Origin of the sequence: Sorangium sp. So ce448 (assembly GCF_051520915.1) — a bacterium.
In the GTDB taxonomy this organism is placed as follows: Bacteria; Myxococcota_A; Polyangia; order Polyangiales; family Polyangiaceae; genus Sorangium; species Sorangium cellulosum_B.
Window position 1 is genome coordinate 5,996,770 of record NZ_CP150343.1, and the last position, 21,326, is coordinate 6,018,095.

Consider the following 21,326-nt stretch of genomic DNA (forward strand, 5'->3'; position numbering starts at 1 on the left):
CTGCCGGGGTAGACCGTAATCACCGGAGCGGCGGCGCGTCTGCGCAGGCGACAGGAGACGAGCCACGAGCTCGTGTAAGGAGAAGCCATGGCGACGATTCCCCAGCCCGTGCAGCCGACCAGCGCGAAGGCCACGCCCGCCGCGCAGGGCGCCCGGACGGAGCTTCCGGTGCAGGGCATGACCTGCGCGGCGTGCGTGCGCCGCGTCGAGAAGGCGCTGCGCGCCGCGCCCGGCGTCCAGGATGCGGCCGTGAACCTGGTGACCCGGCGCGCGACGATCACCTACGACGCGCAGGCGACAACGCCTGCCGCGCTCGCCAGCGCCATCGTGGAGGCGGGGTACGAGGTGCCCGAGGTCCCCCCGGGGGCCAGCGTCCCTGAAGCCGCGCCGATCACCGGCGTTCCCGCAGCCCCGCAGGCCGACGGCGTCCCCGCAAGCCCGACGAGCGCCGGCGCCCGCGCGGACGCCACGGCGCCGGAGCGCCCGGCAGCGACGGCGGACGCACCACCGCAGCGCCCGCAGCCGAGCGCGGCCGAGCGCGCCGCCGCCATGGACGCGGCCGAACAGAAGGAGCAGCGGGCGCTCCGGCGCGACGTCGCGATCGCCGCGCTGCTCACCGCGCCGCTGCTCGCCGTGGCCATGTCCCACGGCGCGATCCCGGCGCTCGAAGGCGCTCCCGCGCGCTGGCTCTCGCTCGCGCTCGCGACGATCGTGGTGTTCGGGCCGGGGCGCCGGTTCTTTCGCCTCGCCTGGAGCGCGCTCCGGCACCGCGCCGCGGACATGAACACCCTCGTGAGCCTGGGGACCGGCGCCGCCTGGCTCTACTCGACCGCCGCGGTCGTGGTCCCCGGCCTGTTCCCGCACGCCGAGCACGGCCACGCGCCGCCCGTCTACTTCGAGGCCGCGGCCGCGATCGTCACCTTCGTGCTGCTCGGCAAGCTCCTCGAGACGCGCGCGCGGAAGCGGCTGGCCGACGCGGTGCGCGGGCTCGTGGCGCTCCAGCCGAAGACAGCGCGGCGCGTCCGCGGCGACGCCGAGGACGAGGTGCCCGCCTCGTCGCTCGCCCCGGGCGACCTCGTGCGGGTGCGGCCCGGCGAGCGCATCGCGACCGACGGCGAGGTGGTCGACGGCGCGTCCGCGGTCGACGAGGCGATGCTCACCGGCGAGAGCATGCCCGTCGACAAGACGGCGGGCTCGGCCGTGCTCGGCGGGACGCTCAACCAGAGCGGCGCCCTCGTCTTCCGCGTCACGAAGACCGGCGCCGACACGGCGCTCGCGCGCATCGTCGAGGCCGTCGAGCAGGCGCAGGGGTCGCGCGCGCCGATCGCGCGCCTCGCCGACGTGGTGAGCGGTGTCTTCGTGCCCGTCGTCCTCGGCGTCGCGTCGCTCGCCTTCGCCGCGTGGCTCGCGATCGACCCGACCGCCGCGGGGCTCGCCACGGCGGTCGAGCGGTTCGTCGCCGTGCTCGTGATCGCCTGCCCGTGCGCGCTCGGGCTGGCCACGCCGGCCGCCGTGGCCGTCGGGACAGGGCGCGGCGCGGAGCTCGGCGTCCTCGTCAAGGGCGGCGCGGCGCTCGAGGCGGCGAGCCGCGTCGACACGGTGCTGCTCGACAAGACCGGGACCCTGACCTCGGGTCGGCCCGAGCTCACGGACGTCGTGGACCTCGCGGGCCACGGCGAGGCGGCGCTCCTCGGCCTCGTGGCGGCCGCCGAGCGCGAGAGCGAGCACCCGGTGGCGCGGGCGATCGTCGAGGGCGCCCGCGGCCGCGGGGTCGGCATGGCGCCGGCCTCGGCGTTCCGCGCGGAGATCGGCCACGGCATCGAGGCGCGCGTCTCGGGGCGCCTCGTGCGCATCGGGACCGCGGCGTGGCTCCAGCGGGCGGGCACCGACACGGCCGCGCTGGAGGCCGAGGCCGATCGCCTGGCCGCGCTGGGCCGCACGCCGTCGTTCGTGGCCGTCGACGGGCAGCTCGCGGGCCTCGTGGCGGTCGCCGATCGGCCCACCGAGGAGGCGCGCCGCGCCGTCGCGGCCATGGCCGAGCTCGGCGTCGACGTGGCGATGGTGACCGGCGATCGGGCGGGCGCCGCGCGCGCCGTCGCCGATGAGCTCGGCATCCGCGCCGTGTTCGCGGAGGTGAGACCCGAGGACAAGGCGAGGATCGTCCGCGAGCAGCGGGCCGCCGGCCGCAGGGTGGCCATGGTCGGCGACGGCATCAACGACGCGCCCGCGCTCGCCGGCGCAGATGTGGGGATCGCCCTGGGCAGCGGCACGGACATCGCCGTCGCGTCCGCGGACGTGGCGCTGATCCGCGGCGGGATCGCGGGCCTGCCCGTGGCGCTCGGGCTCGCCCGCGCCACGCTGCGGACGATCCGGCAAAACCTGTTCTGGGCGTTCATCTACAACGTGATCGGCGTTCCGATCGCGGCGGGCCTCCTCTACCCGTTCACCGGATGGCTCCTGTCGCCCGTCCTCGCGAGCGCAGCGATGTCGCTGTCGAGCGTGTCGGTGCTCGCCAACTCCCTCCGGCTACGCGCGTTCGGCCGGCCGTAGACCGGCACGCGCGGGCCCGCTGGCGGACACAGCAGGAGCGGCGCGTTCCTGTCACCTTTGCGGCCCAGCGCGGTGAAGCAAAAAGCCGACGAGCAGCGCGCTCGTCGCGCTGTTATCCCGAGCAGCCGGCTCGTCGCGCCGGCGAAGCGCTCGGCCCGCGCGCCAGGGGTCGCTCCGCTTCACGCCCGCTCGCAGGGCGGCTACCCGGTGAGTGAATGATCGGAGCCACGGATGCACCGAAGCGTTCAAATTACGGAGGATCCATGAGAGCTTATCGCCATCATATTGGCACAGCCATTGCTTTGCCCTGTCCCTCTCGGCCCACGCCGCCGATGCCGCGGTCACCGTCGGGCTCATCGAGCCGACCAATGCGATCATCGCGGGCAGCACGATCCCGGTGCACGTAACGGCGTCGTCCCCCGAGGACATCTACTATGTCGAGGCGGAGCTCGAAGGGCTCACCATCGAGCTCACGCCGACGGAAGGCGGTCATTTCCAGGGAGCGTTCGACCTCGGCGAGCTCGCGGGCGAGCTCGCCTATGGGCCTCACGTCGTGACGGTCCACGCGTACAACACGTTTGGCGAGGTGGCGAGCGCGCAGGGCACGGTGCACCGGCACGCGCCTCTGACGCTCGGATGGAACGCGCTCGCGCACGACACCCTCACAGACGGCTGGCGCTTCGCCGCGAAGTGCATCCCGACGCCGCCGTACGCGTGCCAGAGCCTCCGGGCGACGTTCCGCAGCGCCGAAGGACAGGTCACCCTTTCGGCGGGCAACCCACAGCCCGTGCCGGGGCACCTCTACCTCAAGGAAGAGCAGGCCTGGTATGGCTACCAGATCCCCTCGGGCAGAGCGTACACGCTCACCATCGAGGCCAGCGACGGCGTGGGCCCCACCGTCACGAAGACCATCGGCCCCATCTACGTCGAGCGGAGCCCGAGGCTCACCGCCGTCCAGCGCGCGCCAGGCACCATCCTCGATTTCGACGCCGCGCGGATCCTCTTCCGGGACCCGTACCAGCGCCTCGGGATCTTCGACCGCGCCACGCAGCAGGTGACGTGGGTCGCGACCATCCCGCAAGGGGATCTGCCGATCAGCGAGGTCTACGGGGCGCTCACGCCGTCCGGGTCCGTGCACCAGTCGACGACGGGCCACATCCTCGCCTGGGTCAACGGCGCCCGGCGCACCGTCACCAGCGGGGCGCGCCTCGACGCGGTGAACGGCGACAACATCGTGTGGACGACGAACGGCGACGACTGGGCCGTCGCTACCTCGCTATCGGCGGGGACGAACAGGACCCTCTGGCGCGTCGACGGGAGCAGGTCGCCGTTCCAGGCCGACATCACGCCTTCCGGCGGCGTCTATTTCGGCACCTACGAGGACGCTGCCATCGTCGGGCCGAGCAGGGTGCGCCTCGGCGATCATGCGGGCAACCTGCAGCGGCCGATCACCGACGGGACGAACGTCGCCGGCCGGTGGTGGGACGGCATGACGAGCTCGAGCTACCTGTACACGGCGGAGGGAGAGGAGGTGTTCCTTGGCGACTCGATCACAGGCACCTCGGCCGGGCTGCTGGTTCACGCGGGCCACGCCGCCTTCCTGAGGAGCGACGGCGCCGTCAACCAGGTCTGGCTGCGGACCCCCGACGGCGAGCAGCATCAGATCAGCGATTTCACGACGTCGAGCCAGTTCGATCAGGTGAAGCTCCGGGTCGGCCACGACGGCATCAGCGACACGGGCGAGGTCCTCTTCCTGAACGGCGGCAAGCGCTATCTCGGCCGGGCGGGGGGCGCGCCCGAGAGCATTGGCACGACGCTCGGACACGGTCGCTGGCTCGACGGGAGCTGGTATGTGACCATCGGCAACACGATCTTCCAGGTCTCGAGCACGCAGGGCGCCGTCGCGCAGCTCGCCGCGCCGGGCAACGCGGAGTTCGCGCCGGAAGAGGGCCTGGGCGGCGAGCGCGAGGTGCTGTCCACCTCCTTCGCCGTGGACGAGGTGCTCGATGAGCCGGTGTGGGCTCGGGATCTGCACGAGCCCGACGCGCTGCCGGCGTCGGCCGACGCGGCCACGGACGGCGGCTTCGCGCCGGCCGCGGCCGGGTGCAGCACCTCTGGCCCGGCGGGCTCCGCGGGCAGCGCCGCCGCGCTCGCGGCGGCGGCCGCGGGCCTCGTGCTCGGGCGGCGGCGGCGCGCGCGGTCGTAGCGGCGCCGCGCGCCTCCCTCCCGGCCCGGTCGGCCTCGATCGGGCCCGGATGCCGCGCTCATCGGCGCCGGCCTCGTCGCGGCCCCGGCAGGAGGCTGCTCCGCCCGTCATCCACCCATCACTCGGCGACGACGATCTGCCATCGCTGCTCCTCGCCGCTGCCGCCCGCCCGCTGCTCGATCGCGGCGGCGTCCGCGGTGGAGCCCTGGTAGACCCCGATCAGCTTGCCGCTCTTCTTGTTCCTGATCTGGAAATCACCGCCGCCCAGATCGATGAACAGCCACGCCTGGTTGTCGCCGTCGTGGTTCTCCCATTGCACCAGCGCGACCCCGTCGCTCGTCGACTCGTCAGGGACATCGAGCACCTTGCCGCTCTTGACGTTGGTCAGCCGGAAGTAGCCCGCTCCATTGTAGTTGAAGCTCCACTTCTGGCTGTCTCCGCCCCTGTCCGCGTTCTGGACGACGTCCGCCCCGTCCTCGCCCGACGCGCCGACGACATCCATCACCTTGCCGCTCTTCTTGTTGACGAGCTTGAAATTGTTCGTCGTTCCGGCGACGGCGCCGGCCGACGTGTCGATGGTCAGCGTGTTGTTCCAGCGCATGCTCATGCTGGTGTCCGACGGGAAGGAGACCGGCTGCCAGACGTACGTCGAGTTGTTGACCGGTCCGCTCCAGGCCCCTGCCCACCGGTCTCCCATGTACAGGTAGGCCGTCCCGGAGCTGCCCTGGACCGGGAGCACGTAGGTCGACTGGGAGTGGTAGGTCGTGCCGTCACCGACGTTGGTCATCGCCGACCAGCCCCTGTCGAGAGCGCGGGACGTCGCGTATTTCGCCTGGTTGGGCGACCAGCCCGTGGCGCCGGAGGTCAGCAGGAAATAGGTGCCGTTCCGCTTGAACAGCGCCGGCGCCTCCCGGTGCCCGCCGGGGAAGAGCGTGGCGGAGAGGCGGGCGATGGACAGGTAGTCGGGGGCCAGCTCGTAGAGGTTGAGATCGTAGTTCTCGTTCGTGGCGGAGATGAAATAGGCCTTGGCGTCGTCGTCGACGAAGAGCCCGCAGTCGCGGGACATGTACCCCGGCTTGCCGTGATCGGTCACCCCGCTGCCGGCGAGCGGCCGGAAGCTGCCGTGATACGTGTAGTCGCCGTCCACGGTGCTCGAGCTCGCGACCGCGGCGCGGGCCTCGCCGTAGTTCACCCCGTTCTCCCAGTGCATCCACATCACGAATCTGTCCGTGGACGCGTTGTAGACGACCTTCGGACGCTCGATGTTGGCCGGATCGAGGTCCTTGTCCGAGTCCATCGTCAAGACATGGTTCCTGAACTCCCAGCGCCGCAGATCCGTCGAGCGGTAGCAGGAGACGGCATAGAACGTCCCGTCCGGGTTCCGGTTCTCCCCGAACCAGTAGTAATGGTCGCCCACCCGGATCACCCCTCCCCCGTGCGCCTGGATGGGTTTACCCGAGGTGTCGGCCCACTGGATCCCGTTGACCAGGGGGCCGACCGCCGGCGGCAGCTCCGGTCCCCCACCCTCGCCAGGCGCCCCGCCGCCGCCGGACGACGAACCGACAGACGCGCCGGAGGTGCCGGGCGCCCCGCCCGCCGAAGCGCTGGAGGTGCCGGGCGCTCCGCCGCCGCTGGAGGACGCGCCGATCGACGCGCCGGGCGCCCCGCCGCCGCCGGAGGACGCGCCGACCGACGCGCCGACCCCGGAAGCGCCGCCGCCCTCCGATGAGCCCTGAGGGGGCGCTTCGGAGCCGGAAGCGCAGGAGGCGACGCCGAGCCCCACGACCAGCAGGCCCATCACCGGAGACAAGGAACCGAGACGCATGACGCCCTCCAGAAAGAGCGAGATCTCGGTGCCTTCAACCGGACGAGTCAAGTCCTTCTAGCGCGCAGCGACCTGGGTGATTTGATCCGCTCCCGTGCGATCGGCCAGCCTGCGCCCCGGGGAGATCTCGGCAGCGCGCTCGTGGCCCGATCAGGCCCGCGCCGCGGGAGTCGCCGCCGCTCCGCGCGGGGCGGCGATCTTGTACCTGTCGCGGGCCCAGGCGGCGATGTCGGCGACCTGCCGCGCGACGGGGGTCGCCGACCAGCCGAAGGTCTCGCGGAAGCGCGTATCGTCGATGACATAGGGCACGTCCCACTGGTACGCCATCTCGACCGCCTCCCGCAGGAAGGGCGAGAACAGGCCCAGCGCGCGCAGCAGGATGCGCGGGACCCGCGCCACCTCGACCGTGACGCCAAGGGCGCGCCCGAGGCGCTGCGCGAGCGCCCGCGTGCTCTCGGCCGGCGCCGTCGGCAGGTGCCAGACATGGCCCATCGCCTCCTCCCGCTCGCCCAGCGTCACGAGGCCCCGCGCCACGTCCTCCACGTAGGTATACGAGTGAGGCATCTCGGGATCACCCATGCACTCAACGGCTTTTCCGGCGAGCGCGCGCGAATAGAAACGGTCGCCCCAGGCAGACAGCGGCACGTCGGCGCCGAAGAAGTCGCTGGCGCGCCCGATGGCCACGCGCGCGTCGCCGCGGCGCTGCGCCGAGAGGCGCATCTCCTCGAGCTCGACGCGCAGCGCGCCCTTCCTGCTGCAAGGACGGCGCGGCGAGTCCTCCCGCATGGCCCCGTCGGGCACGCCGTACATGTACAGGCAGTCGAGGGCCACGAGCTTCGCGCCCGCCTTGCTCGCGCCGTGCACCGCGCCGCGCGCGATGGGCAAGAGCTGCGTGGGCCAGAGGTGGTAGGGCGGGTTCATGCAATCGTAGACCACGCTGGCGCCGCGCGTGGCCTCCTCGGCAAAGGCGAGATCGGTGATGTCGCCGCACACCGACGTGAGCCCCGGCCGCTCCGGAGCGCGGCGGGTGCGCTGCACCAGGCGCACACGATGGCCCTGCGCCAGCAAGAGAGCCGCGACCCGCGGGCCGATCTGGCCGGCGCCGAGCACGACGTGGAGGCGAGACGAGGAGTTCGGGACGAGCGGTGCGTTGTTCATGGGGGCCAAGATGGCCCTTGCAAGCACGCAAGACAACGCCAATAAATGCAACATATCGCGGCAAAAATGCAAGACCTGCGCGGGACCCCGGGCTTCGAGGAGCCCATGTCCGCCGGGCCGGGCTCGGCTAGCTCCGCGCGTCGAAAATCCTTACGGATCACGACGGTTCGCCCCCGCAAATTCGTCCTTGGGCGACGACGTACTAGCCTTGCCAGGGTGGATCCGTCCGACCCCGTGGCCCGGTACCTGCCAACCCTCGGGCGTGCCCGCGCCGAGGGGCTCGCGCTGCCGCCCGGCGCGCCGGCCGAGGAGCGCCGCGTGGCAGCGCTGGTGGTGCTCGCGTCGATCGTGCGCCGTGAAGGCTGGACCGAGGTCGTCGACCTCAGCGTGGAGGACGCGCTGCAGATCGCGCCGGGAGAGCCGCCGCTCCCCGAGGCCTTCGAGGCGCGTGCCCACCGGCGCCTGGTCGAGCATCTCGGCCTCCGGCCCTGCACCGCGTGCGCCGGCGCCAGCGCGAGTCCCGTCGTCTGCGCGTCCTGCATGGGCGACGGTCATGTGCGGCGGGCGCGCATCCGCCACGTGCAGGACCGCCCGATCGAGGTGCGCGAGCTCTACGCGCCACGCGAGATGTCCTTCGTGCCGGCGCTGTTCTCGTTCGAGAGCGGCCTGAAGCGCGCGCTGGGCGCCGCGGATCCCCCCGAGCCGCTGCGCTGCCTCGACCTCCGCCCCCGGGCGGTGCGCACCGCCTACCGAGGCGGCGGCGACCGGGCGGTCGAGCCGGATTTTCATGGCCACCATTTTGCCGGCACGATCGAGAGCGCGGTGGCCACCCTCGGCGCGTTCGCCGCGGGCGGCCGGATCGTGGCGCAGGCGGTGCGCGCTTACGCGTGGCCGCTGCTCTGGCTGCGCTACGACCCCGGCGAGCCCGCGCGCGAGGTGGTCGTCTTCCCCGATCTCACCGGCGCGCTCCAGGCCTTCTCGGGCGCCATCCCGGGCGAGCTCGGCGGCCCGCCGCTGCCGCGGCAGCACGCGCGGGGGTAGGCGAAGCTCTCGTCGACGTCCGCTCGCTCCGGCGCATCGTACAAGAACCGCGGAGCTACGCGCACCACCTCGGGTGGCGCGCCGCGAGGCCGGGCGGCACGGACCGCGACCCCACGTTCCGGTTCCGCGCCGTGACGGCCGGATAATGACCACCGCGTGACGCTCCCCGCGCCCGCGCTCTCCCGTGCGCGGGACGAAGGCTAGAAGTCCGGCCATCCATCCATTGATGGCCGGACTTCTGGTGGGCGGGACTCAGGTGAGCCCGGGGAGCGCGCCGGTGCTGTACTGGGGGTCGCCGAAGGTCCTGTCGTCGGTGCCCATCGCGTTCGCGATCGTGACGAGAAGATCGTTGTGCTGGCGGGCAGAGCCGCCGTTCGCCAGGTAGTCCACGAAGCGGCCGGTCTTGAAGACCCCGCCCGCGCTGCCGGCGAGCAAGAACGGGATGTTCGTGAGCGCGTGCTGCCTCGACTCGCCGATCTCGGTGACCCACAGGACGACGGTGTTGTCGAGGAGCGTGCGATCCCCCTCCGCGTACGAGTCGAGCTTCCCGAGCAGGTAGGCGAGCTGCTCCGCGAACCACGTGTGGATCTTCATGTACTTCTCGTCACCCGCCGCGTTCCACTCGTGGGAGATGGCATGGTGATTCTGCGTGAGACCGAGGAACGGGTAGAGGTGCTCGCTCTCGGCGTACGACCACTGGATCGTGGCGACCCGGGTGAGGTCGCACGCGAGCGCCGCGGCCATCATGTCCATCTGGAGCTTGCCGATGGCGGGCATGTTGTCGTCCTTCGAGAGGTCGATGCGGTCGCCCAGCGCCGGGGCCTGGCAGCTCGTGCTCGGGGTGCCGCCGCCGCCGGTCGAGGAGCCGCCGCCGGCCAGGCGCGCCTCGATGTCCCGGATCGACTGCAGGTGCGAGTCGAGCTTGAGGCGATCTTCCTTGCCGATGCGAGGCCGCACGTCGGCGATGTCCTCGCGGAGGAGATCGAACACGGTCCGCCGCTGCGCGCGGAGCCGATCGAGCGCGGTAGAGCCGCCCGGGTCCTGGCCCTGGCCAGGCACCGAGGCCCCGAAGAGCTGCTGGAACGTGTCGTAAGGGTCCTCGCGGGGGGGGATGGGCTGGTCCGGCCCGGCGTAGCTGAGCCGGCCGCGCACCTCCGCGTCACGGACCTGGACGCCGAGCTCCAGGGTCTTGAACAGCGTCTGGGGCTGCAGCTTGTTCGCGATGTGCTGATCGAGCGAGATCCCCGACGACCAGCCGGCGTTGGTGGACATGAAGCTCTTGAAGTTGCCCTTGAGCAGCGCCCGCCCCGTCAGCAGCCCCCCGATGCCCCGAGCGTGCTCGGAGCCGACGTTGGAGTTGACAACGACGTTCATGTTGACCCCGCGCATCGGGATAATCTTCGACTTGAACGGCGAGAGCGGCTGGAGCAGCGGGCTCAGCGTGAAGTTGTTCTCCGTGCCCGTGGGCATCCATTTCGACTCCATGGTGCCGTTCGGCGTATAGAACACCACGAAGCGCTTGGGCGCCGTGGCCTCTTGCCCGCGGGCCAGCTCGGAGTTCAGCAGCGGGATCGTCGCCGTCGCCGCCAGCGCGCCCTGGAGCATCCGCCGTCGAGAGATCATTCGCGGTGTCATGTCACTCCTCCTCTGCGATCGCGCTGCGGTACAGGAACGCGTCGGTCTGCGTCGTCGCCACGATGAGCTCCACGAGGTCGCCCTCCGAGCCGTGGAACCCTGCGCGCAGCCCGTCGAGCGAGCATTCGTCGTCGACGTTCTCGAAGCGGCCCGCCGTGTAGCGGAACCATTGCGTCGCGAGGCACTCGCGGACCTGCGCGCTCCCGGCGAGCTTCTCCGCCAGCTGGCGAACGCCGACGAACGAGCCGTCCATGTCATCGGACAGGACCATCTCGCCGGAGACGTCGATGACCTGCCCGCCCTCCTGGGTGCGGTACGCACCCACGGCGTCGAAGTTCTCGAACGCGAAGCCGATCGGATCCATCAGCTGATGGCAGCCGGCGCACCTGGCATTGGAGGCGTGCTGGTTGAACCGCTCACGCGCTGTGACGCCCTCCTCGCCGGTGGGCGGCGTGAGGTCGACATCGTCAGGAGGAGGCGGCGGATCCTGGCACATGAACTTCGAGCGGATGGCCTTGCCGCGCAGCACCGGAGAGGTCTGATCGGGGTGCGCGTGGACGGCCAGGAACGCGGGCTGCGTGAGCACCCCCGCGCGCTGGTCCGGCGGGAGCTCCACGAGCTGGGGTGTGGTCGAGCCGGGCGGGACCGTCACGCCGTAGAGCTCGGCGACGGACTCGGTGGCAAAGCCGACGGGCAGCGTGAGCAGGCTCGAGAGCTTGTGGTCCCCGGACCAGAGCACGTGCTCGACGAACGCGGGAGTCTCCGCGCGGATCCCCGCGACGAGCTCGTCGTCGTACCCGGGGAACTGGCTCTCCTCCTTGACGATGGTCTCGAGCTTCCCGAGGTTGAGCCATTGCTTGTAGAACTCCGTGATGGCCCGGCGCGCCCGCGGGTGCTCCAGCATCTGGCGGGTTCGCTCGGCGAGCTGCTCGCGGGTATCGAGCAGGCCGGCCTCGGCGGCGTCGAGCAGCTCGTCGTCGGGGCCGGACGCCCAGACGAGGTACGACAGGCGCGACGCCATCTCGTACGGGTCGAGGCGCACCCGCGACGAGGAGGCATCGAGATCGTGACGCAGCTCCAGACGGAACAGGAACTTCGGTGATTGCAGCGCGGCCCGGATGACGACCTCGATGCCCTCACGGAACGACCCGTCGGTGCGCCCCGCGGCGTAGGCGCGCATCAGCCGGTCGACGTCCGACGTCTCGAGCGGTCGACGGTACGCGCGACGGCCGAAGTCCTGGACGAATTGCCGCGCGCACGCCTCTTCCTGGGCGACTTGCCCCTCGACCGCGGCCGGATCACACGGCACGAGCTTCGATAGATCGCCCCCGACGGCCTCGGTCGCGAGCGCCTCGGCAGCCAGGAGGTACTTCTCCGCGTGAAGCGCAGACACGGTCAGCACCGTCGCGTTGTTGTTGAAGCCGCCGGCGATCTCATCCGGGGGGAATTGATCGGCAGGGGTGAGGGACGTTCCGAGGAGATCTCGGACCGTGTTGTTGTATTCGAATCGCGTCAAACGCCGCTGGGGCGCGAGGATCCGCTCGGCGCCGCACACCGGGGGATCGCCTCCTTGTCCGGACGTCGAGCCGTCCTCCCCGGAGCTGGAGCCGGTGTCCGCCGCTCCGATCTGCCCGTTACCGCACCCGGCCGCGGCCGTCAGCGCGAGCGTCGCTACGAGCGCGTGACCGGCTCGCCAGCGACGATATCCTAAGTCAGCCATACCGTGACCTCCTACCGTCGGTCACAACCTACGGTGAAGCTTCGCCAGACGTCAAGCGCTGCTCCCATCAATCCACAGCGCCAGACGCCCACGTTCAATGGCCGGACAGCGGTCAACAACGGACCATCCGCCGGCGAAGTCTGATGCTGCCCGAAGACTCCACTCCCGTCATATTATGGTTCGACTGGCCGTCACTTGACGCGGCACGCGCCGCGTCAGCCCAGCAGAACCGGGCAAACTACGACCTGGGCAGCGAGGCGAGAGCGCGAGTCTGTCGCACCTCTCCAGGCCACCCACGCCGCGCACACGAACAGTCATCGGAAGAATTCCCGCTCCGGCCCGTATTGATCACGAATCGCCGAAAGCTCTCCAATTTTGACCAGCGACGTCACGCGCGCCTCGCGCCGATGTCGCCGAACGGCTCGCGCTCGAACGGGGCGGAGAGGCCGGCGTCGATCAGCACGTCGCCGCGCGCGCGATGGCGGACGAGGTGCGCGTAGATCGGCAGCGGTTCGTGCTCGCGGGCGCGATCGAACGCGACGTGGTCGCTGCGGAGCAACATCGAGCGCGCTCCGCCGACCTCGCCCGTCTCCACCTGCTCGAGACGCGGAGCGTGACCCAGGCGGCGCGGCGCCTCGGCACGACGCAGCCCAGCATGAGCCGCTCGCTCGCGCGGCTCCGGGAGGTCTTCGGCGATCCCTTGTTCGTGTCCACCGGCCGGGCCCTCGAGCCGACGCCCATGGGAGGTCGACCTGGCGCTCGTCCCGCGGGTGGACATCGACGGGCTGGAGCAGTTCGTGTTCCGCCCCATCGTCGACGACGAACACGTGATCGTGGCGCGGCGTGGGCACCCGCTCGCGCGCGGGCGCGCGACGCTCGAGCGGTACCTCGGGTGCGGCCACGTCGTCGTGGGCACCTCGCTGCCGGGGCTCTCGCCTGTGCAGCGGGCGATCGCGCGGCTCGAACGATCGCGGGACGTGCAGGCGCGCGTGCCGTCGCTGCTGCTCGCGCTCTCGCTGGCAGCGGAGACCGATCTCGTCGCTACCCTGCCCGCGCGCATCGTCCGCGCCTCGGGGCTCCCGCTCACGACGCGACCCGTCCCCTTCGAGGTCGAGCCTTTCACGCTCCACATCGTGTTTCATCCACGCTGGACGACCGACCCGCGCCATCGCAGCATCCGGGAGAGCCTGATCTCCAGCTCCACCGCGAGAGGCCGCCCCAGGGCGTCCACATGAGCCTCCAACGTTCGTGTGGATCGCGTTGCGGGCCCGATTCGACCGGAGCACGCGATCGCGCCGCTCAGGCGCTCCACGGCCTCCGTGCAGGCTCGACTCCGCACCTGCTATGCTGGCGCATGGGTCAACGCGTGGTCGCGGTGTTCGGCTGGCTCCTCGCCCTCCTCATCGTTCCGTCCGGCTGCCATCCCCCGCCAACACAGGCTCCTGCCGCGCTGCCCGCGCGCGCGACTCCGACCCATCACGCGACGCCGACCGCGCGCGATCCGTCGGCCGTGATTGACCCGGACGATGATGCCGGTATCGCCGCGGCGCTCGCCGGCGACGGGCTCGATGGATGGATGCACGGCGCGGCGGCTGCGTCCGGTCTCTTCGTATTCACCTACCGGCTCCCGCACGATTTCTTCCGTTACGCTGACTTTCCGATGATCCCGGGCTCGCCGGAGGTCGCGCGGGAGCTCGCCGGGCTAAAGCGGCATGACCGGCTGCGCGTGTTCGGCAGCCTCGAGAAAAAGGGCCCTCAGCGCCATGTCCGCGTGCGCCGCATCGAGGTGCTCACGCGGTTTTCCTCGGGCGTGGACGCGCCACCGTATGCACACGACACGACCACGCACGCGGCGCTCGTCGGGGGGCGCGAGCTCGTGGGTCGTGTGCATGGCGTGGACGCCGAGGGCAAGATCCTCGTTGTCGAGCTCGCGGACAAGGTGGTGCCGGTCTTCGTGACCCGCCCGGAGCACGTCCGGGACCTGTGGCGCAATGACAAGATCCGGCTGCACTACGTGATCGCCGAGCACCCCGATCGCCCGATCCACCTGCGGCTCGATCCGGCCGTCTCGAGGCCCATCGAGGTGCTGGAGCGCGTGCAGGCAGGTCATGGCCAGCCGATCGAGCTGGAGGGCGATCTCGTGCTCTTCCCGAGGAGCCCGCAGATAAAATTCGACATCTGGGCGCTGCGCGTCGTCGACGGGGATCGGGTGGAGCGCGAGTATACGCTCGTCAATTTCAGCGATCCGGAGCTCTTCAAGGCGATCCGCGAGAAGCTCGCGCGGGGCTGGGCGGCGCACCCCGGCGCGCCGGTGGACGCACGCAACAAGCTCATCAAACCAGGCCTGCGCGTGCGCGCGAGGGGCGTGCTCAACGTGATCTCGCCGGCGCAGGCCAACCCGCAGATCTTGTTGTCGTCGGAGGGGGCGGTCGAGGTGCTCGGAGCCCCGGGACGGGGATCGCCGCCTCCCGTCGACCCATGAGGCGTCCCCGGGTCCCGCCGGTCCGTCCTGTGCATCAACCTGTACATTGGCCAGGCCCGCCCGCCTGAAAGGCTCCATCACGGCGGTAGAAGGCAATCGCGCCTCCATTTTCTGCTTGCCCACGGTTTCCTCAGACTACACTATCTGCCGGGGGTGGGGTACCCGCACGCGCCGCCCCTGGAGCGTCATCCTTCCGTATCTCGAGCGAGCGCCCCCTCCGGCTCGGGCCGCTCGCGGCGTTCGTCCGTCAGAGCCCAGGACGCTCCACGCGACCGCTTCGCTGCCCCGTGTCCCGACAGCCATGCTCTCGATCGGAGGTGCGCCCGTGAAACCAGCGTTCGTCCTACCGCTCGTCATCGTATCGTCGTGCCTCGCCTCCGCCGCTGCCGCCGCCGAGCAGGCGTGCGGGTACTCCAGCGCCGGCTGGAACGCGCCGAATGGCGCGGCGGTGTTCAGCGCCGGCTCGGGGCCGATCGGAGACGTCCTTAACGCCGTCGGCGAGTTCCGGACGCACTCGATGCTGTCACACGGACCCGGACGGTGGGTGACGCATGCCACCATGAAGCAGCCACGCGAGAACTCCTGGCCCGAGGTGTGCAGCACGCCCATCGTATCGAGCGATCTGATCGATGGTTATCCCGGGCTCGCGCAGGTCAACCAGGGTGGGATCTACCGCTTCCTCTACGGGAGCGGCGGGAGCGGCCCGGCCGCGCTGACCTACCAGGTCGGCGACCCCAAGCGGGCCGCGTCGATCGGCGAAACCATCTGGTGGGAGGTGCCCTACTACGCCGAGCGCTCGAGCATCGACGAAGGGGTCGAGATCGCTCGGCTGAGCGTTCGCGGCGACCGGGTGCACTACTCGTTCTTCCAGTACCGCAACACCGAGGGCACGCCCACCGGCGGGGCGGCGTGGAACAACGGTATGGTTTGCTCGTCATTCCTGGCCTACGCGCACCATCTCGACGGCCAGGGCGCCATCCCGCCGTACACGTACAGCCACGCCAAGCTCGCCAGCGCGGCCAACGCCCTTCACGGCGGGGTGACGGACAGCTGCGAGAACAGCCTGGGGTTCTGGGGCTCGATCGGCACATCGATCGTCTGCCTCTCGGACGTCTGCGAGAAGGCCGCCAATCAGGTCGCGAACTGCATGGCCTCGCACGCATGCGACACCGGCAGCGGCAGCGTGTGGAGAGGAGTCCGAGACGACCCGAAGACCGTCGCCGTGTCCATCAGCCCCGACCGCATCGGCGGCTGGAGCGGGCACCCCTGGGGGACGCAGGCCGGCGCGACCGTCTGGTCCGCCGATACGAACCACAACGTCCAGTGGAACTCCGGAGGCAACGTCTACGGGTGCTGGTACTGACGGACGTTCGAGCACAGTGACGTGAGGAGCTCCGGCCATGACGATCAGGATCGGCGAGCATCGGTCAAAGGCGCAATGGGTCGGCGTGGTGGTGCTCGCCGCCGCGCTGTGGATCCTTGTCTGGTCGGTCCGCCCTGCCAAGGCGCCCGAGCCCGTGCAGGCAGCGCCGAAGGCGAGCGCGCCGGAGGCCCCGCCGCGCGCCGGACGCGCGCCGAGCGCCGCCGCGGCGAGCGCCGCCGCGGCGAGGGCGCCCGCGGAGGACCCGGCGCCCCTCATCGACGAGATCGAGGTCGAGAAGCCGGAAGTGTGCGCCGGCGAGGAGAACCTCATCACCGTGCGATCGCATACCACGAACGGGACAGATGAATACCTCCACGGCGTCGTTGGAACGCGCGCAGGATCGCGGGTGCCGCTCCGCATCTGGCCCGAGATGGACGGGTCGTACGAGATGCCCACCATCTCCGTGTTCGGGCGGAACAACGTGGTGACTCAGATCGAGGTCCCGAGATACAAGGTCAACGCCTGCAAGCCGGAGCGGATCGTCGTCATCACCCACAGGCTCCTGCCGAGCACCCCGGGTGAATTCGAGCTCACGGCGCAGATCGTCGACGTCGGGCTCAAGGACAACCCCGACGCGAGGCCGTTCGAGCCCGCGAGTTATACCTGGGTGTTCGACGACGGCGGCTCGGAGAAGACGAAGGCGCCGTTCGTGACCCACAGCTACGAGCGCCGCCCGCAAACCGCGCTCGTCTCCGAGTTTCTGATCCGGGTGGAGGTCCAGGGCGAAGCGGGCGAGAAGCTCACCGGCCGCGCCCTGCTCCAGATCCCGAACATGATGTTTCAGGACCTCGCGGAGCGGGGGGTCGTGACCATCGCGGCGACGCCGACGCCCCGCTTTCCCCGGCAGGACGCCGACGGCGTGGTCCGGCAGACCTTCCGCCTCTGGCATCACCGCGACGCGCCGGTCCGGATCGGTACGGTCACGGCGGTGCGGCACTTCGCGGGGGCGTCGAGCGCCTCACCCCTCGACAAGGCCTCGCTCGGCCTTGTCGAGATCCCACCCGGGCAAGGGGTCGATGTGGAGGTGAGGCTCGACACGGCGCGTGAACCGGATGTCTTCACCGTCACGTACATGCTCGAGGGGGAGACGGCGGAGGGACACGCGGCGCGCGGGACGTTCTCGCTGATGAAGCCGCCGCCCGCGCCGACCAAGGAGTCGAGCACACCGGTCACGGAGCCCGTCCTCCTCGCCAAGATCAAGCGGGCGCGAGAGCTCCTCGCGCAGGAGTTCGTCACCGACGAGGACATCTGGCGGCTGGAGCGAGAGGGGAAGATGGCGGATCTCGACGTCTCGCCGCCGCGGACGCCAGCGCCTTAGCCCGATCAGCGTGCCTCGGCCCGCCGCGCGCCGTCGGCCGCGGCGGCGTCGGCGCGGTTCATCCGCTGGATGCAGAGCTTGAGGCCGGCGCGGAGGTTGCCCATCGTGATGATCCCCGACAGGTCGACCCCCAGCGCGATCATCGTCTGCGCCACGTTCGAGCGGATCCCCGTGATCACGCCCTCCGCGCCGAGGAGCCGTATCGCGCGGACCATGTCGATGAGGTAGCTCGCCGTCTTCGTGTCGACGGCGTCGACCCCGGTCAGATCGAGTATCGCGAAGCGCGCCCCCTTGGTCGAGATCGCGTCGAGGAGGCTGTCCATCACCTCGGAGGTCCTCACGCTGTCGACGACGCCGACCATCGGGAGCGTCAGCACGCGATCCCAGACCTCGATGATGGGCGTCGACAGCGCGCGAATCACCTGCTGCTGGGCCTGGATCATGTCGAGCCTCGCCTGGAGCTCGGCCTCCTTGCGCTTCACGTCCGTGATGTCGAACGTCACGGACACCGCGCCGTTCTGCGCGCCGCTCTCGTCGAAGATGGGGAGCAGCCAGGATCGCCAGGCGACGCCGTGGGCCTCGGCCTGATTGTCCACCACCTCTCCCGCCAGCACGCGCCGCATCCCGTCCGCGGCCGCCTGGTTGGACCCGTAGAGGTCGAAGACGTTCTTGCCGATGAGCGCCCCAGGCTTCACGCCCGAGTTCTCGAGCCCCTTGCCGTCATGATGGGTGAAGACCCCATCGCGATCATACTTGCACGCGGCGATCGGGACGTGATCGAGGATGGCGCGCAGGATGATCGAGTCGTCCCGCGACGCTTCCGCCAGGCGGCCCCGGTCGGTCACGTCCTGCCCGATGAAGAGCCTGCGCACCACCTGGCCGTCGGCGCCGCGCATCGGCTCGTGCACCCACGCACACGCGACGACGCGCCCGTCCTTCCGCCGGTGCTCGGCGGAGAGCGGCGCGCCGCCCTGCCCATCGCAGAGGCGTCGCCAGAGGTCGTCGTCGGCGCTGCGGAGCGCCGTGTCCGCGAGGCGGCAGCCAATCACCTCTTCCCCGGTATAACCCAGCAGCCGCTCCGCCCCGGCGCTCCACGCGGCGATCTCGAGAGACCCGACGTCGCCGGTGCACTCCACGGCGATGAACGGTCCGTTGAGGACCGCGTTCATGTAACTCGTCGCGGTCTCGAGCTCGTCCGGGCCGGCCACCTGGTCCATGCACCGCACTCTACCGGGCACGTCCTCGGCATGTCGAGAAAAACGGCCGCGCCCGGCGGTCAGCTCCCTCGCCTCATCGTGGCCTCGATGAGCCCGTGCGGCTCGTCGACCGGGACGAATATCTCGTTGTCGTTGGTGTGCCCGAAGGGTGCGAGATCGACGAGCAGGCAGTGCTTGTTGGGGAGCGAGAGGCTCACCTCGTCGATGGCAGGACAGGCGGCGAGCACCGCCTCCCCCAGGTCATGAATGGTGTGCTGCACCGAGAGGCTGTGTCGCTCTGCGAACGTCTCGAGCAGGGCGCGGCGGGCGCGCTCCCACGTCGCCGTCGGCGCCGGGTCGCGGCCGGCCGTGCGCCAGCGGGCCACCATGAGCGTCGAGAGGATGCGGTCCCCTGTCTCCTTGAGCGTCGTGTACTCGTCGCGCGGGAAACCCGAGAACGCCGAGCCGGTGGTCTTGAGGACGAGGAGATCCGCGACGCCGGACGTGATCTCGACACCGCCGGGAGCCGCGGAGATCTCCGCGGTCCGCCGCTCCCCTGCCGCGCGGAGGAAGGCGTGAGGGTGCGGCGCGCCGCCCGCGTCGATGCGAGACCAGACGTTCTCCGCGATAGCGACCCTCGCCCGCAGGGTGTGCGGCTTGCCGAGGAAGTGTTCGGCGAGCAGGACGCCGAAATCCTCGATCGGCTCGACCGGGTGGCCCTTGGCGAGCGCGTACACGGTGTTCTTCATCGTGTCCGTGGGCAGCACCTTGCTGTTGTCACCCTTCGTGTACGCGTCGTCGAACTCGCCCTCCAGCTGGACATCGACCTGGACGTCGGTCAGCTCGTGCCGCGCGCCCGCGCGGCGGACCTTCACGAGCCGCACCCTCGATTTGCCGTAGGCGTTCCGCACCAAGGAGATTGACATCGTTCTTCAGCTCCCGCGCCGGGCGACGACGCTCTTTTGATGACGCGGGAGAGACGGTAGCTTGAAGCGCGACGCCGGCTCAAGCCTGGCGGGTCCCCCGCCCTCGCCCCGCGGCGCCCGACGACGCTCCGGCGGCGGCCGCGCGGCCGGGCACCGCAGCGTCGCCGGGCGGGCCCGTGTGATATCGCGCGTGCGGCGACGAAGGCGCGTCACCAGATACGCGGGCATGGTGACCGCAGAGCGTGACAGGGCGGCCGACGAGCTCGTCGCTCGCCGTGAATCGTTGAGGGACGCCGCGCTCGCCCGCCTCGAGGCAGCGTCCGTCGCGCCGCGCGCCTTCGGAGCGCGCGGCGAGCGCGAGGCGCTCTCGCGCTGCCACGTGGACCTCGCGGCGCACATCGACGCCCTCGCGGCGGCGCTCCGCGCGGAGGGCGCCCAGCAGCTCTGCGAGTACTGCGCGTTCACGGCGGTGTTCCTCGAGGCGCTCGGGGTGCCCCGGCGCGCGCTCGGCGTCGCGCTCGACGCGCTGAGCGAGAGCATCGGCGAGCAGCTCGATCCGGCGCTCTCTTCGGTGGCGCAGGAGGCGCTGGCCGCGGGCCGGGAGCGCCTCTGCGCCTCGCCCCTCGTGACGCCGGCCGCGCTGGCGGCCATCCCCGAGCCCCCGTGCGCCCCCGGCGAGGCCGGCTCGGCGGCGGAGGCCATCGAGCGCTCGGCGGCGCGCATCGCGCCGATGAGCGTCGCGCTCAGCTTCATGCGGCGCCCGGCGGACGCGCTCGCCGCCGGCGCGAAGCGCGCCCTCTGCCTCGACGACGCCAGGCGCCACGTCGCGCAGCTCGCCGCGGCGGTCGACAACGGGTCGCCGGAGCTCTTCAGCGCCTATGCGGAGTGGGCACAGACGCTGCTGGTACAGCACCGCCTCGACCCCGCCGAGCTCGTGGGCTACCTCCGCGCGCTCGGCGACGTCCTCGCGCTCACGCTGCCGGAGCGCCTCGCCGAGGCGCCGCGGCGGTACCTGGCGGCGGCGCTCGAGCGGCTCACCTCGATGCACGCCGGGAATCCCAGCTTCGTCCGCCCGGAGGCGCCGCTCGGCGCCGTCGCGTGCAGCTACCTCGACGCGCTGCTCGAGCGGGACCGGAGGCGAGCGACGCGGGCCATCTGGGAGGCGCTCGACGCTGGCGCGCCGATCAAGGACATCTATGCTCACGTGCTGCTGCCGTGCCAGTACGAGCTGGGCCGGCGCTGGCAGCTCCGTGAGCTCAGCATCGCCGGGGAGCACTACGGCACGGCGGTCACGCAGATGATCCTGGGCCAGCTCTATCCGCTCGTCGCCAGCGCCGATCGCGCCGGCCGCCGCCTCGTGGCCACCGCCGTCGACGGGAACCTCCACGAGATCGGCGCGCGCTTCGTGGCCGATTTCTTCGAAATGGCCGGGTGGGACACCTTTTATCTCGGGGCCAGCACGCCCGCCGAGCACGTGATCCAGGAGGTCGTCCAGCGGAAGGCCGACGTCCTCGCGGTCTCGGCCGCGCTCAGCGATCAGCTCGCGAGCGTCCGCCAGGTGATCACCGCGGCGCGCGGCGACGACCGGTGCAGGGGCGTCATCGTCCTGGTCGGCGGACGGCCGTTTTGCCTCGTCGATGACCTCTGGAGGCAGGTCGGGGCCGACGGCTCGGCGCCGAGCGCAGAGCGAGCCGTCCGCACGGCGGAGCAGCTCCTCGCGGCGCGGAGCGCATGACCCCGCTCCGCGCCTTCAGACGCCGGCCACGCGGGGTGCGTTTCGCATAGCGAGCTCCGCGCCGGCCTGCCAAAGACAGATGGCCTCCGCCGCGAGCGAGGGAGAGGCTTT

Annotated in this window: 15 protein-coding genes and 1 pseudogene; 9 read left to right on the forward strand and 7 right to left on the reverse strand. The window is 71.1% G+C overall.

Features of this window, described 5'->3' with window-relative positions; translation table 11 throughout:
• Positions 1-87: 87 nt before the first annotated feature.
• Positions 88-2,550, forward strand: a complete 2,463-nt coding sequence (locus tag WMF45_RS22570; RefSeq protein ID WP_437718912.1) for a heavy metal translocating P-type ATPase — start codon at positions 88-90, stop codon at positions 2,548-2,550.
• Between the two features lie 397 nt (positions 2,551-2,947).
• Positions 2,948-4,756: a hypothetical protein gene (locus WMF45_RS22575; RefSeq protein WP_437718913.1), complete on the forward strand. Its 1,809-nt coding sequence runs from the start codon at positions 2,948-2,950 to the stop codon at positions 4,754-4,756.
• 118 nt (positions 4,757-4,874) lie between these two features.
• Here WMF45_RS22575 and WMF45_RS22580 read toward each other — a convergent pair whose 3' ends face one another.
• On the reverse strand, positions 4,875-6,581 hold the full coding sequence (locus tag WMF45_RS22580) for an RICIN domain-containing protein (RefSeq protein ID WP_437718914.1): 1,707 nt from the start codon (positions 6,579-6,581) through the stop codon (positions 4,875-4,877).
• A gap of 150 nt (positions 6,582-6,731) precedes the next feature.
• The gene (locus WMF45_RS22585; protein ID WP_437718915.1) at positions 6,732-7,739 is read right to left on the reverse strand and encodes an NAD-dependent epimerase/dehydratase family protein; all 1,008 of its coding nucleotides are present in this window, start codon (positions 7,737-7,739) and stop codon (positions 6,732-6,734) included.
• A gap of 216 nt (positions 7,740-7,955) precedes the next feature.
• Between WMF45_RS22585 and WMF45_RS22590 the strand changes: the two genes are divergently transcribed.
• The gene (locus WMF45_RS22590; protein ID WP_437718916.1) at positions 7,956-8,780 is read left to right on the forward strand and encodes a hypothetical protein; all 825 of its coding nucleotides are present in this window, start codon (positions 7,956-7,958) and stop codon (positions 8,778-8,780) included.
• 252 nt (positions 8,781-9,032) lie between these two features.
• Here the strand turns inward: WMF45_RS22590 and WMF45_RS22595 are convergent, their stop codons facing one another.
• From WMF45_RS22595 to WMF45_RS22605, 3 genes are all read right to left on the reverse strand, one after another.
• Positions 9,033-10,415 (reverse strand): DUF1552 domain-containing protein, encoded by a 1,383-nt coding sequence (locus WMF45_RS22595; protein WP_437718917.1) that lies wholly within the window; start codon positions 10,413-10,415, stop codon positions 9,033-9,035.
• A gap of 1 nt (position 10,416) precedes the next feature.
• Positions 10,417-12,135, reverse strand: a complete 1,719-nt coding sequence (locus tag WMF45_RS22600) for a DUF1592 domain-containing protein (protein ID WP_437718918.1) — start codon at positions 12,133-12,135, stop codon at positions 10,417-10,419.
• Positions 12,136-12,523: 388 nt separating this feature from the next.
• A complete protein-coding gene (locus WMF45_RS22605; protein ID WP_437719701.1) occupies positions 12,524-12,697 on the reverse strand; it encodes a hypothetical protein in 174 nt (57 codons plus the stop codon).
• Between WMF45_RS22605 and WMF45_RS22610 the strand changes: the two are divergent.
• From WMF45_RS22610 to WMF45_RS22630, 5 genes and pseudogenes are all read left to right on the forward strand, one after another.
• Positions 12,614-12,868, forward strand: a pseudogene (locus WMF45_RS22610) (helix-turn-helix domain-containing protein); the annotation flags it as partial. The gene WMF45_RS22605 and the pseudogene WMF45_RS22610 sit on opposite strands and share 84 nt — an antisense overlap.
• Before the next feature lie 19 nt (positions 12,869-12,887).
• On the forward strand, positions 12,888-13,370 hold the full coding sequence (locus tag WMF45_RS22615) for a LysR substrate-binding domain-containing protein (protein WP_437719567.1): 483 nt from the start codon (positions 12,888-12,890) through the stop codon (positions 13,368-13,370).
• A 131-nt stretch (positions 13,371-13,501) separates the two neighbouring features.
• On the forward strand, positions 13,502-14,617 hold the full coding sequence (locus WMF45_RS22620) for a hypothetical protein (RefSeq protein ID WP_437719702.1): 1,116 nt from the start codon (positions 13,502-13,504) through the stop codon (positions 14,615-14,617).
• Positions 14,618-14,942: 325 nt separating this feature from the next.
• Positions 14,943-15,980, forward strand: a complete 1,038-nt coding sequence (locus tag WMF45_RS22625) for a hypothetical protein (protein WP_437718919.1) — start codon at positions 14,943-14,945, stop codon at positions 15,978-15,980.
• 37 nt (positions 15,981-16,017) lie between these two features.
• Positions 16,018-17,358 carry a hypothetical protein gene (locus WMF45_RS22630; protein WP_437718920.1) on the forward strand — a complete coding sequence of 447 codons (1,341 nt, stop codon included), beginning with the start codon at positions 16,018-16,020 and terminating at the stop codon, positions 17,356-17,358.
• Between the two features lie 5 nt (positions 17,359-17,363).
• On the opposite strand, the gene WMF45_RS22635 is transcribed toward WMF45_RS22630, so the two are convergent.
• Together WMF45_RS22635 and pucL are read right to left on the reverse strand one after the other, a co-directional pair.
• Positions 17,364-18,575 (reverse strand): PAS domain S-box protein, encoded by a 1,212-nt coding sequence (locus WMF45_RS22635; protein WP_437718921.1) that lies wholly within the window; start codon positions 18,573-18,575, stop codon positions 17,364-17,366.
• Between the two features lie 59 nt (positions 18,576-18,634).
• Positions 18,635-19,480 carry a factor-independent urate hydroxylase gene (gene pucL, locus WMF45_RS22640; protein WP_437718922.1) on the reverse strand — a complete coding sequence of 282 codons (846 nt, stop codon included), beginning with the start codon at positions 19,478-19,480 and terminating at the stop codon, positions 18,635-18,637.
• Positions 19,481-19,706: 226 nt separating this feature from the next.
• On the opposite strand from pucL, the gene WMF45_RS22645 reads away from it, so the two are divergent.
• Positions 19,707-21,215, forward strand: coding sequence for a cobalamin-dependent protein (locus WMF45_RS22645; RefSeq protein WP_437718923.1), 1,509 nt, complete (start codon positions 19,707-19,709; stop codon positions 21,213-21,215).
• The last annotated feature ends 111 nt before the right edge of the window (positions 21,216-21,326 follow it).

Coding starts and splice junctions, on each gene's coding strand:
- WMF45_RS22570 (WP_437718912.1), top strand. CDS start 88: ATGGCGACGATTCCCCAGCCCGTGCAGCCGACCAGCGCGAAGGCCACG.
- WMF45_RS22580 (WP_437718914.1), bottom strand. CDS start 6,581: ATGCGTCTCGGTTCCTTGTCTCCGGTGATGGGCCTGCTGGTCGTGGGG.
- WMF45_RS22585 (WP_437718915.1), bottom strand. CDS start 7,739: ATGAACAACGCACCGCTCGTCCCGAACTCCTCGTCTCGCCTCCACGTC.
- WMF45_RS22595 (WP_437718917.1), bottom strand. CDS start 10,415: ATGACACCGCGAATGATCTCTCGACGGCGGATGCTCCAGGGCGCGCTG.
- WMF45_RS22600 (WP_437718918.1), bottom strand. CDS start 12,135: ATGGCTGACTTAGGATATCGTCGCTGGCGAGCCGGTCACGCGCTCGTA.
- WMF45_RS22605 (WP_437719701.1), bottom strand. CDS start 12,697: ATGTTGCTCCGCAGCGACCACGTCGCGTTCGATCGCGCCCGCGAGCAC.
- WMF45_RS22630 (WP_437718920.1), top strand. CDS start 16,018: ATGACGATCAGGATCGGCGAGCATCGGTCAAAGGCGCAATGGGTCGGC.
- WMF45_RS22635 (WP_437718921.1), bottom strand. CDS start 18,575: ATGGACCAGGTGGCCGGCCCGGACGAGCTCGAGACCGCGACGAGTTAC.
- pucL (WP_437718922.1), bottom strand. CDS start 19,480: ATGTCAATCTCCTTGGTGCGGAACGCCTACGGCAAATCGAGGGTGCGG.
- WMF45_RS22645 (WP_437718923.1), top strand. CDS start 19,707: ATGGTGACCGCAGAGCGTGACAGGGCGGCCGACGAGCTCGTCGCTCGC.